This is a genomic window from Ureibacillus massiliensis 4400831 = CIP 108448 = CCUG 49529 (assembly GCF_000772965.1).
Taxonomy (GTDB): Bacteria; Bacillota; Bacilli; order Bacillales_A; family Planococcaceae; genus Ureibacillus; species Ureibacillus massiliensis.
In genome coordinates, this window is record NZ_JPVQ01000027.1 from 1 (window position 1) to 12981 (window position 12981).

Here is a 12981-nt window from a genome sequence, read left to right on the forward strand (position 1 = left end):
CGTCGTGCGTACCGAAAGGTGCGCTGTTTTTTATATTTCGGGCTTACAATTTAAAAACGCAAGAACGTTGTTTCTTCAACATTCTTGCGTTTTCTATAGTTACAGTGTCCCTTGGGAAACTCATAAGCATAATACTATTTTAGGTACATAAATTAATTGGCTGGAATAACCCCAGCTTCAACTAACTCGATTTGTTTAGTAACTAAGTAATATTGATATTTTGCATTTTGATAATTAAATTCTGCTTGTGTAACAGGCGTATTTGCTGCGTCAAATTCTTGTTTTGATAATAAGCCTAAGTCAAAGTACACTTGTAAATCTTGATGATCAACCTTCGCCTCAGCTAATTCTTTTTCCGCTGTTTTAAGAGCAGAGTATTGTTGTTGGACTTGTTGATATAGATTTTTAATTACTTTTTCTAAATCAACTTCTAGTTTTTCTTTACTTAATTTAGCAATATCCAACTCGATTTCAGCTAGTTCTTCATCTTCTTTTACTCGGTTAGGTAAATCATCTACTTCATCCAGCTTATCTTCAGCACGTAATACTGCATTTTTCGCAGCTACCATATTAAAGCTGTTTTTAATAAGCTCTTCTGTAGATTTTGTTTGTTCAACTAATGAAATATCACCTAATTCAGGAACCTCAATTGAATAATCGTCATCATATGTAATTCCAATCGTTAAGGCAAATGTTGCTTTGTCATTTTTTAACTGCTTTTCTAAATCGGTAATCTGAGTCTCTAAATCTGAGATACTACGTGTTTCCTTTTCATAGTCTCTAGCAGAAATTAACCCAAGCTCATAACGAGTTTTCATTGCGTCGATTTGAGTTTGTTGTGTGTTCAGCATATTTTTCAAGTGATTAATCTGATCTTGTAACATCACTAAACCTAAATAAGATGACGTTATAGACACTTCCATGCTTTCACGGGCTACAACACGATTATTGAAAATTGTTTCGTATTGAGAATCTAGGTCGTCTAGGGTGTTTTCTAGGCTGGTTACAGTGCTACGTAAAGTAGCGATGTTTGTTTCCACTAAAGCCAATTGTTCTTTAAGCAGTTGATCATTTTTGTATTCAGTATTTTCTTTTATATAGGTTTGTAAAGCATCTAGAAAACCTTGTAGATTATCAATTTGACTGTTCAAACCACTAGATTCATCCTGTGGTGTTGCTTCTTCTGCAGCAGCTTCGATATCTTCAACTGGAACCCCAGCATCTTGTAACGATTCTAGTAAGTTGCTTATTTGAGTATTTAAATCTTTAGTTGCAGTTTCTAATGTAACGGAGTCTGGTGTAGTCTCAAGTTTTTTCTTTAATTCATCTCTTTGTTTAATGGCACTTTCGAGAGAACTCTCTGCAACATCATATTGATCATCCAATTTATCTTCGGTTACATTCAATTGTTCAAGGGCAAACTCTAATTCTTTTAATGAATAGCTACTATTTAAGCCATAACGTACAGCATCTTCTAAAGTTAACGATTCCACCTGTACTTTCTCAAAGAATCGTTCATTTTCTTCATCTTTATCTTTTTTATTAGTTGCAGCGAATGTTTCAACAGGTGATTTACTAGCTTCTGCTGCTAACACTGCTGGGGAAATGCTACCTGTAACTAATAATGCAGCAAGTCCCATCGTGATTCCTTTTTTCATGACCATACCACTCTTTTCTATATTATCTAGCAATCCAAAATCCCGTCTACAATTTACCTACAATGGAAGAACAATCGTCATTTCGTCCTCAATTATATCCTGTAAATCCAATTCGTACAAGGAATCGCTAATACTATTTTAGATTAATAGAAGTTTGATTCGGAGAAAGTTCGTAATTTTCAAGCTGATTAAATTAAATACTCGCTAAGGTATACTATTTACTTAGCGAGTAGTTTTTTATTATACAATTAGAGTACTACAATTTTCTTCTACTTCTTCCCAAGTCATAAAAATACGTACAATGTCTTCCTCAATTAGATGCGAACCAGATTGAACTTCTATAAATTCTAAATCAGTTGTTGCTTTAATTCCATGTTTCGCCTCAACAGGAATAATTAATACATCCCCTGTTTTCACTTTACGGATTTCATCATTTAACACGAATTCACCTTCACCTTTAATAATTGTCCAAACTTCGCTACGAGCGAAATGTTTTTGGTAGCTCAGGTTTTTCCCAGCCTTAACTCCGATTCTTTTTGTAAGTATCTCGTTACCTTCATCAAACTTAGTATGATCAAGTACTTTATACCAACCCCATCGACGTTCCTCATACATAGGACGGTTGTCAAAACCTTTTAGTATTTCTTTTATCCGTGGACTTTGTGCCTTATCGGCTACTAAAATCCCATCTGGACTAGTAGCAACAACTGCGTTATTAATACCAATTACTGTTACAGGAATATCTAATTCATTAATCAAATGAGTATTTGGAGAATCATCGGTTAAAATTCCCTTTCCAATTAAGTTGGAACCCATTTCTTCAGTTAATGTATTCCAAGTACCTAAATCTTTCCATGTCCCCTCATATGGTAGAACGACGATTTTTTTAGTTTTCTCAACGACTTCATAATCAAAACTAATCTTTTCAAGTGTATTATATTGATTTAATAATTCGTCATAATCAGTTGGTAATCCCTTACTTTGAAGTAAAGAAATTAGATAGCCTAGTCTAAACGAAAAAACCCCACAATTCCAAAATGCATTATTTTCAATTAATTTTTTTGCTTCCTCTTCAGTTGGCTTTTCTTTAAAATGACTTACGTTATAATATTTATTTGTTTTATTTTCTGTGGGAACAATATAACCGTATTTTTCAGAAGGATATGTTGGTGTAACACCCATTAAAGCCAAATCCGCTTCAGAATTATGTAAAACTTGTTCTAAATCTAATATTCTATTAAAGAATTGATCTTCTACATAAGGATCTACAGGCAATACCCCCACTACTTCATTTAAGGATGTACCTTTAATTGAATATAGGAATGTTGCTGCTAGTGCTATTGCAGGGAATGTATCACGTCTTTCAGGTTCAATAATAAGTGGGATATGATTACCTAGTTGACTTTGTATCATATCAACTTGGGATTTACTTGTTGCTATAACAGCAGACTTTTGTATACCTAAATTCCCCAGTTGTCTCCAAACTCTTTGTACCATTGATTCTAGACTATTACCATTATCTAACACTTTTAAAAATTGTTTTGATCTAGAATCATTAGAAAGCGGCCATAATCGCTTTCCAGAGCCCCCCGATAATAGTATTAATTCCATATGTAAATCTCCTTTAATCTTTAAGATAATGTATGTAACATAAACATATTCTATACTTTTAATAATCTAGAAAATGCAATCTCTAGATATATATATTATTACATAATTAAAATAAAAATGCCAACTCAATAGTATAAGAGTTGGCCGTACTACAAGTTTATTTCCTCTTTACTAATATAGACTTGTGCCAATTCCAAGCACTTTTTATTATGTCCTCTATGTCTATAGTTGCTTTCCAACCTAACTCTTTTAAAATTTTTTTTGAATTTGCAACTAACACATCAGGATCTCCAATACGACGTTTATCCAATTTAACTATTGGTTTAATACCAGTTATTATTTCACAAGTATCAATAATTTCCTTAACTGAGTATCCGTTACCATTCCCAAGATTAAATATAGCATTCGTAACTTCCTCATTAAGTACAGCATTAAGTGCTAAAACGTGGGCTCTAGCTAAATCAGTAACGTGAATATAGTCTCTTATACAAGTTCCATCCTTGGTATTATAATCATTCCCATAAATCGAAATACTTGATTTTTTTCCAAGTAAATGTTCCAATACTAAAGGAATTAAATGGGTTTCAGGATTATGATATTCTCCTATTTCTCCAGTTTTATAAGCACCTGCGGCATTAAAATACCTTAGTGTTACATATTTTAATCCGTAACTATAATGAAAATCTTCAACAATTTGTTCAACCATCAATTTTGATTTACCATAAGGGTTAATTGGATTCGTCAAAGTATTTTCATCAATAATATCAACGCTTGGAATCCCATAGACTGCAGCACTTGAAGAAAATATAAATTTATCTATTTTATTCTCTTTCATTACTTTTAATAACGTTAATGTAGAGGAAACATTATTCTCATAATATTTAATTGGGTTAATTACTGATTCTCCTACTAAACTAGATGCTGCAAAATGCAAAACTGCTTCTATATTATATATTTCAAAAACCTTTTGAAGTAATTTAGAATCGGCCATATCTCCTTCAATAAAAATTGCACGTTCATCAACTGCCCAACGATGACCAGTACTAAGATTATCTAAAACAACTACTTCTCTATTGTCCTCAACTAATTCTTTAACAACATGACTGCCGATATAACCTGCACCACCAACAACTAGTAACAAAATCCCCATCTCCTATAAATGATTCAATCAAGAATTAATATCAATCAATAGCTATGTAAACTTTTATATAGAAAAAGTAAACCCATACTGAATGTATGGGTAAGATAAAGTACTGAATCAATTAAATTTTAGTAGGCGTTTTTATTTATTAAACCTCTTACTATCGTTTTCAAAATTATCTTCACATCTAATAATAATGTCCAATTTTCGATATAATATATATCATGTTCAATACGATCTTTAATTGACGTATCTCCACGTAAACCACATACCTGTGCCCAACCTGTAATTCCAGGACGTACTTGGTGTTTAATCATATACTTTGGAATTTCCTCTTTGAATTGATCAACAAAAAATGGACGTTCTGGACGAGGACCAACAATACTCATATCCCCTTTAAGCACATTAAAAAGTTGTGGTAATTCGTCTAAACTAGTTTTTCTAATAAATGTGCCAAACTTTGTTCTTCTAGGGTCATTTTCAACTGTCCATTTTGTATCTGAAGCATTATCGAACATTATTTTCATTGAACGAAATTTGTACATTATAAAAGTTCTACGATTTAATCCCACTCTTTCTTGTTTGAATAGTATTGGACCAGGTGAACTTAATTTCACACCGATTGCAATTCCAATTAATAATGGCATTGTCAGAATAATTCCTATAATAGCAATCATTATATCTGACAATCTTTTTAAAAAGTTATTAATTCTATCATCAAGTGGTACATCACGAACATTTATAACAGGTAAATCACCGAAGTTTTCAAAGTGAGAATTCGCAGGTAGTATATCATAGAAGTCTGGTATAATTGACACACGTACACCTACTTTTTCACAAGTCATTATTATTTTTTGATATTTATCATAAGCTGAGATAGGAAGCGCAATAACTACTTCATCAATTATTTCATTTTCCAATATCAATTTTAAATCATTAATTTTACCTAGAATAGGCCTATTAACTGAATTAATTTTACCTAAACTTTCTTTATTGTCATCCAGAAAACCAAGTATCTCAAAACCATATTCCGGGTGATAGGATAATGTATGTATAAATTTTTGAGCTAAAGACCCAGCGCCTATCACTAAAATAAATTGTTTATTATATCCTTTTGTTCTTAAGATACTAAGAGTAATCTTAACAATATAGCGATATCCAATAATGAATGTTAAGTTTGATAAAATATAAATTACTAGAAATACCCTTGATGTGTCGATATTTCTTACAATAAAAAGTAAACTTAGTAGTACAAACATACTGAATAAGTTTGCTTGTATAATTTTAGAAATTTCATTAGAAAATTTCTTTCTTCTCTTCGACTTATATAAGGATATAAAATTCGCAATAATTATGTAAGTAATGGAATAAACGACATTCCAAAAAAAGTAATCTGCTAAAGATAGATCATTTGCGACAATTCCATCAAGAAAATAAAATCGACAAAACCATGCTATAAAAAATGAAAGTTGAATAATTAAGAAATCTGTTCCAACATATAATGTTGTGATAAATCTTTCATTTCCTCTAATCATTAACTTTCCTCCGATATATCATACTTTATTTTATGTCTACTAAATAAAATTAAATAACTAGTTTCAAAACTAAATTTCTAACAATATTATTATATATCGAAAATAAGAAAATATAAAAGGGTTCTATTAATTTTCTTGAATTATTGTTTCAACTAACTCTAGTATACTATCTCTAAATCTTTTACTACTAAATTGTTCAGCATGAATTCGGATTTTAATTGGATCAAATGATGTTTTTTCAAATTCGTTTATTGCTTCCACTAGTGATTCAACTGATTGATCATTGAACAAAACACCCGTTTTTTTAGGAATTACTGTATCTAATGCTCCCCCTTTACCATATGCTATCACAGGCTTCCCACAGGCTTGCGCTTCAACTGGAGCAATTCCAAAATCCTCATATCCCGGGAAAAGAAAGGCGTTGCATTTTTGCATATATTCTTTCACAATCTCATCTGATTGGTAACCTAGAAATTCTACTGATGGTCCTGCCATTTGTTTCAAGTTATTAAGTTCTGAACCTGAACCAATAACAATTAACCTTTTATTAAGTTGGCTACAAGCTTGTACTGCTAAGTCAATCTTTTTGTATGGCACTAAGCGACTAACAACTAAGTAAAAATCTTCACTCTCAGTAGACATTTTAAAACGTTCAACATCAACAGGAGGATGAATAATTTCTGCGTCTCGTTGATATATTTTTTTGATTCTTTCTTTGACAATCGTTGAATTTGAAATGTAGTAATCAACTCTATTCGCTGAGAGTTGATCGTACATTCTTAAATAATGCATCAGAAAAGGGATTATTTTTCGTTGAAACCACCCACTATAATTTAGATATTCATGGTAAAAATCCCATGAATATCGAGGTGGTGTGTGACAGTAGCAGATATGTGCACTCGAAGAATCACGAATAACCCCTTTCACCCCGATTGAAGCCGTACTACTTATAATTAAATCATATTCTCGTAAATCAAAAGCTTCAAATGCTATCGGGAACAGTGGTAGGTAACGGTTATATTTTGTTTTGCTAAATGGAAGCTTTTGAATAAAGGTCGTTCGTATATCCATTTCTCTAAATTCAGGATCCAACTTATCATAGTTAACAACAGATGTATAAATTGGTGCATCAGGAAATAGCTTGTGTAATTCAGCCACTACCTTATCCGCACCACCCATTCCTATTAACCAATCATGTACGATTGCGACTTTCATCTAATTCCACCTTTAGTTTTGTATACACTGCATAATGCTCCTTTTTAAACTTAGAAGCACTAAATGCCATTTGTCTATTAAAGCTTTTAGCTTTTAGTTCTACTAGTAATTCTTTATCCAAAAGTAATTGCTCCATAGCATTCGTAAATTCTTTCTCTGATGGTTCTATTATCACCCCGGCATCACCAACTACTTCAAAAATAGGACCCCTATTTGAGGCGATAATTGGTAAACCTTTACTCATTGCTTCTACAAGAGGCAAACCAAATCCTTCACAGAGAGATGGATATAAAAGAGCTATAGCAAATTCATACAATCCATATAACTCTTCTTTTGATATATTCCTTTTAATATGAATAAAATCCAAATGATAATCTTCAAAGTCCCCAACTAGTACCAAGTCAATTTTGTAACCTTTACTACGCAGTTTAATAATACTTTCAACTATTATATTGGCATTTTTGTATCTTTTTTTGTTTCCAACATAAATAAAATAAGGGTTGAATATGGTTGGTGAAATCGAATTCTCAATATATTTCACATCATCAAAATTATATGAATAGATTTCCCTTACTTTGTTTTCATTTACTTTAAAAAAACGTATTATTTCCTCTTTAGAGTAACCAGAAACTGTTAATATATATTTTGATTTCTGAACAAGCAGTTGAATGTAAATTTTATAATACAGAAACTTTAGTATTCCAAAGTCTTCTTTGAAAGTTGCAGGTATAATATCATGGATCGTTAAAACTAGGTTTTTCACAAAGAATGGTGCCGTATAATAGGGCGAATGGAAAATATCATATTTCACTTTTTTTAGTTTAAGAGGTATTTCGATTTGTTCGTTTAAGGTAAATGGAGCAGCATTTATTTTCAACCATTCCACATTTCTGCTGATAACATGTTTCTTTTGCTCATCATTGTTATACAAAACAGTAATATTCGAACCTTCAAATCCACTCATACAATCGATTAGGGCAATTGTGTGTTTACCTATACCATGAAAAGGACTTGCCAATCGCCCATCAATTATTATTCTCATTCTATTCAACCTATCTTTTTGAATATTTTAATAATACTTTCATTAATTCATTAGCGCTATTGTCCCAATTATATCTACTTTTGATTTCATTATACTTTACTTGATTGATTTCATATGTTTCTTTTTCAGACAGTTCTTCCATTGCACGAACATAAGATGTTGGGTCCATGGTTTCTACCATGAAACAAGAGTCACTATATATTTCTTCAAGGGAAGAATTACTAGCAACAATTGCAGGCAAACCAGCATAAATGGCTTCTAAAACAGGTAGCCCAAATCCTTCGTACATGGACGGGAAGATGAAGCACACTGCTTCTTGATATAATTTATATAATTCCTCATCTTCCACAAAACCAGTAAATTGTATATCTTTTTCTATATTCGGTGGCACAACGAGTGTATCATTTCTCCAATTCTTTTGACCAACAACTACCAGCTTATGTGGATATCCTTTTTCCTTAAAAAGGGAAAATGCATTCAACAAAGACTGAATATTTTTCCTTGGCTCTGCACCGCCAATAGTAAGAAAGAATGGTTTCATATGTATTCGAATGTTTTGCTCCTTAGAACCTGAACTTGCGTTTGGGCCTAGTGGAATTACATGAATATTTTCAATGTGTTTAATCGCTAATACATCGTTTCTGGAGAATTCAGAAATTGTTACAACGGCTCTTGCCTTTAAAGCATTTTTTAATAAAACATGGTGATAGATAAATCTTAACTTATTTTTTAAATAATTCTCTGGAAAATGAAATGGAATTAAATCTAAGATAGTCGCAATTGTCCTATGACGATACACGAATGGAACAGTAAAATTTTTAGTAGAATAAAAAAGATCAATCTTTTCATTAAAAATATGATACGGCAAAATGAATTGTTCCCATATTGGTTTTATTTTCATAGAGACATGAATGACTTTTACATTGGCGTGGGTTTCTTCATATTTTCCAATTGTATCCCGATCACCAAAAAGAATCCATCGATGCGCATTATCTACAATTAGTTTTTCTAATAATTTTTGCTGCATTGTTACTGTTCCCGTTCTTTTCGTACCAATTAAACGGGCATCATATCCGATAATCATTTCACTACCTCTTTGTATTTTGACAACATTCATCAATAAACTCAACGTATTTTTTGATAATAACATCCCATTCATAATGTTGGGAAACATACTTTTTTCCGTTTCCTCGCATATTTTCAACGAGAGTAGTATTTGTGAGCATTGATTGAAGACCATCTTTAAATTCTTCATAGTTACGATATGAAAGTCCAGCTTGACTTCTTTCAACATGTCCATTTAAAACTTCACATGATTTATTAACAAATACAGGAGCTCCAAAATTCATAGCTTCTAATGTAGCTATTGAAAAACTTTCAAATCTGGAAGGCATAATAAACGCTCTCGCATGTTCAAGTAGATATTTTTTTTCTTGTTCACTTACGAATCCAAGATAACTAATATTTTTTTGTTTGGGTATGTCCATTTGTAGCGAACCTGTTAAATACAAGCGTAAATCTGATCCAGTGTCCTTAATAAAACGATTAAAATAATCAACTAGTTCGCCTATATTTTTTTCTGTATCGATTCTACCTACATAAACAACATAATCTTCACTTGCTGCCTTTTCTATTTTCGAATCGATCTCTGTAGTGGCTGTCAGTTGTTTAGTTTGATCGTCTATGCCCATGCCAATCACACGATAATTTGATTGCAAGCCCGGAAATCGTTTAAAAACAAAGTCTTTTTCTTCTTCAGTTAAAAAAACGTGCCCCTGAGCAAGATGAAAAACCGTATTAAACATAGAATAATAAATAGGTGGTTCATCATGAGCTGTTGGAATAAGAACAGACTTATGTGGTGCAATCTGTAAACCATAATAGCTGTTAAAATAGAGATACGTAACAAAAATGATTAAGTCATAATTATCTTGATGATTCTCTAAATAGGCTAATAAATTTTTAGAATATGGGCCCTGTAGATTCATCCAAGTCACTTCATCAAGAACGGTCTTGTTTTTTTTCTTCTGCAAAAATTTAGTATAACGACCAAATAATCGATTTCTTTTTTTATCATTACGAAAACGGAGTACAGTGACCCCATTTTCAACAGTCTTTCCTTCTGGATATTCATTCTTCCACGATTCATAACTTTTTGCACAGGTTGTAAGAATGTCTACGTTGTAAGTGTTAACAAGTCTTTCAGCTAGTTCACGACAATACGTTTCCGAGCCTCCTACGATTTCTTCACCATAACGTTGAATGACAAAAGCTATATTTTTCATAAATTCACCACAATCTAATGATAACTTAACATATATCAAGAATTAAAATACACTTTATATTATCTACTCTTGATGATATAACATATCATCTCTTCAATATGTACTTTGATAAAAAAAATGTAATTGGCACTGAAATAATAATTACTATAATCGGTGCTAACACTTCATTTATTAAATTATTTCCAACCAATAAATTCAAAATAACTACATTTAATAGATACTGAATACCATACACTAATGGATATTTTATAGCTTTCTTAAATGAAATATCCACCTTAAAAACATACTTTGTATTTAATAAAAAGGAAATTATAATTCCTGATAAATATGAAATTAAATATGCAAGATTATAATTAAGAAATGGTAGCAGAATCAGATAACTAACATATGTTGATACAGTATTAAATATACCGACAAATAGAAATCGTATAAATTCTTTATTCATAAACCTTGTCAACAATGTACCCTGGTCTTTTCCTTGTTTCATCTAATATTCTCCATAAGTATTCCCCTATGATTCCTAACATCATCATTATCATTCCGAGTAATAAAGTAATTAATGCAATAAGAGTTGTCCATCCTTGGACATTTATATTCCCCACAAAATAACTAATTACTGTATACATTGCATATATAAAGCTCAATATCGCGACTACAAATCCCATTCCTGTCATAAATCGAATTGGTGCATAGGAAAAACTTACAAAAGAATCGACAAATAGTTTTATTTTTTTTGAAAATGTCCATCTTGATTTTCCATGTTCCCTGGCTTGACGAACATAGGGAATGGTTTCTTGCTCAAAACCTAATGAGAATATCAAACTCATGATATTCGTATTTTTTTCTTTAATTCTGTTAAGTTCTTCAACTACATGACGATCAATCAAGACAAAATCAAAACCACCTTTTGGATAATCCTTAATTGCAAACTTATCCATTAGGTAATAATACGTATTGGAGAATAACTTTTGTGAGAACGACTCAATTCTATCTTCCCTTGTTGCCATAACAATTTTCTTTCCATTTTCCCAACTAGTAATCATTCTCTCAAATAATTCCGGTGGGTCTTGAAGGTCAGCAGCAATAATACCAACACAATCACCAGTAACAAATGTTAATCCAGCTTGAATAGCTTGCATAGAGCCATAGTTTTTACTTAACTTAATAACTTTTATTCTTGAATCATTTTTCTTTTCTTCCAATAATAATCTTAATGAGTCATCTTTTGAACCATCATCCACAAACACAAATTCTAAATCATAATTAGGAAGTAAACTTGATAATGCTTGTAGTCTCGGTACAGTATGTGGAATATTCATCTCATTAAAATAAACAGGTATCAAAATAGAAAAAGTTTTCTTACTCATATTTATTAATTACCTCTACTACTTGTTTTACTTCATCTAATGTTAATACCGGACTCATTGGTAAACTAAGAACTTCTTTATGAATTTTTTCCGATATCTCATAGGTTAAATGATTCCACTCAGCATACGCATCTTGTTTATGTGGAGGGATTGGATAGTGGATTAATGTTTGAATACCGTTAGCCAATAAATATTTCTGTAAACGATCTCTTTCTTCTGTTCTAACAACGAACAAATGCCAAACATGATTTTGAATATCTGATTCTACTGAAGGTAGAACAATTTTCTTATTAGTTATATTGTTCAAATAATAAGTTGCGATTTCTCTTCTTTTACTATTTTCTTGATCTAAAAAGTCTAGTTTTACAGTAAGCACAGCAGCATGAATTTCATCTAATCTACTATTAGTTCCTTTATAAAGATTTTCGTATTTTTTATGTGAGCCATAATTTCTAAGTGCTACTAATTTTGTATATAATTCTTCATCATTCGTAGTGATGGCACCACCATCACCTAAAACACCTAAATTTTTACCAGGATAAAAACTAAATCCAGCTGCATCACCTAGATTTCCTGCTCTTTTTCCTTTATAAAAGGCTCCATGTGCTTGAGCACAATCTTCAATCACTTTCAGATTATACTTTCTAGCGATTTCTAAAATAGGCGTCATGTCACAACTTTGACCATATAAATGAACTACCATAATAGCTTTAGTTTTTTCAGTAATATTACTTTCTATTTTTGTAGGGTCAAGATTATATGTATTAATATTCGGTTCAACTAAGACTGGAGTTGCTTCATTTGCAGAGATTGCTAGAACAGAAGCAATGTAGGTATTGGATGGAACAATTACTTCATCCCCTTTACCAATTTCATAAGCCTTTACAATCAGTGAAAGTGCATCTAGACCATTCGCAACGCCAACACAATATTTTGTTCCACAGTAGGATGAAAATTTTTCTTCAAATTCATTTACTGATTTACCCAGAATATACCAACCACTATCAATCACTTGATTTATAACCGATTTCAACTCATCAGCATATTGTGCATTAATTTCTTTAAGATCTAAAAAGGGAATCATTAAACATAAACTCCTTAAAATTTATTGGATAAAAAGTACAAGT

General features: G+C 31.5%; 11 protein-coding genes. All 11 read right to left on the minus strand.

What is annotated here, in order from left to right:
* Nucleotides 1-152 precede the first annotated feature (152 nt).
* The 11 genes from CD30_RS13250 to CD30_RS13300 all read right to left on the minus strand — a co-directional run bounded on the left by CD30_RS13250 (nucleotide 153) and on the right by CD30_RS13300 (nucleotide 12938).
* A complete protein-coding gene (locus CD30_RS13250) occupies nucleotides 153-1658 on the minus strand; it encodes a TolC family protein (RefSeq protein ID WP_036177815.1) in 1506 nt (501 codons plus the stop codon).
* Nucleotides 1659-1898: 240 nt separating this feature from the next.
* The gene (locus tag CD30_RS13255; protein ID WP_036177816.1) at nucleotides 1899-3269 is read right to left on the minus strand and encodes a sugar phosphate nucleotidyltransferase; all 1371 of its coding nucleotides are present in this window, start codon (nucleotides 3267-3269) and stop codon (nucleotides 1899-1901) included.
* A gap of 157 nt (nucleotides 3270-3426) precedes the next feature.
* On the minus strand, nucleotides 3427-4410 hold the full coding sequence (gene galE, locus CD30_RS13260; protein WP_036177817.1) for a UDP-glucose 4-epimerase GalE: 984 nt from the start codon (nucleotides 4408-4410) through the stop codon (nucleotides 3427-3429).
* Nucleotides 4411-4538: 128 nt separating this feature from the next.
* Entirely contained in the window at nucleotides 4539-5945 is a 1407-nt protein-coding gene (locus tag CD30_RS13265) for an undecaprenyl-phosphate glucose phosphotransferase (protein ID WP_036177818.1), read from the minus strand.
* 126 nt (nucleotides 5946-6071) lie between these two features.
* Complete coding sequence (locus CD30_RS13270) at nucleotides 6072-7160, minus strand: glycosyltransferase (protein WP_036177819.1); 1089 nt, start codon at nucleotides 7158-7160, stop codon at nucleotides 6072-6074.
* Nucleotides 7138-8202 (minus strand): glycosyltransferase family 4 protein, encoded by a 1065-nt coding sequence (locus tag CD30_RS13275; RefSeq protein WP_036177820.1) that lies wholly within the window; start codon nucleotides 8200-8202, stop codon nucleotides 7138-7140. The genes CD30_RS13270 and CD30_RS13275 overlap by 23 nt, the downstream gene beginning before the upstream one ends.
* 10 nt (nucleotides 8203-8212) lie before the next feature.
* Complete coding sequence (locus tag CD30_RS13280) at nucleotides 8213-9286, minus strand: glycosyltransferase family 4 protein (RefSeq protein WP_036177821.1); 1074 nt, start codon at nucleotides 9284-9286, stop codon at nucleotides 8213-8215.
* 4 nt (nucleotides 9287-9290) lie between these two features.
* Nucleotides 9291-10487: a glycosyltransferase family 4 protein gene (locus CD30_RS13285; RefSeq protein WP_036177823.1), complete on the minus strand. Its 1197-nt coding sequence runs from the start codon at nucleotides 10485-10487 to the stop codon at nucleotides 9291-9293.
* An 85-nt stretch (nucleotides 10488-10572) separates the two neighbouring features.
* Nucleotides 10573-10974 (minus strand): GtrA family protein, encoded by a 402-nt coding sequence (locus CD30_RS13290; RefSeq protein ID WP_036177825.1) that lies wholly within the window; start codon nucleotides 10972-10974, stop codon nucleotides 10573-10575.
* Nucleotides 10925-11854 (minus strand): glycosyltransferase family 2 protein, encoded by a 930-nt coding sequence (locus tag CD30_RS13295; protein WP_036177827.1) that lies wholly within the window; start codon nucleotides 11852-11854, stop codon nucleotides 10925-10927. Before CD30_RS13295 ends, CD30_RS13290 begins: the two co-directional genes overlap by 50 nt.
* A complete protein-coding gene (locus CD30_RS13300) occupies nucleotides 11847-12938 on the minus strand; it encodes a DegT/DnrJ/EryC1/StrS family aminotransferase (RefSeq protein WP_036177830.1) in 1092 nt (363 codons plus the stop codon). Before CD30_RS13300 ends, CD30_RS13295 begins: the two co-directional genes overlap by 8 nt.
* Nucleotides 12939-12981 lie beyond the last annotated feature (43 nt).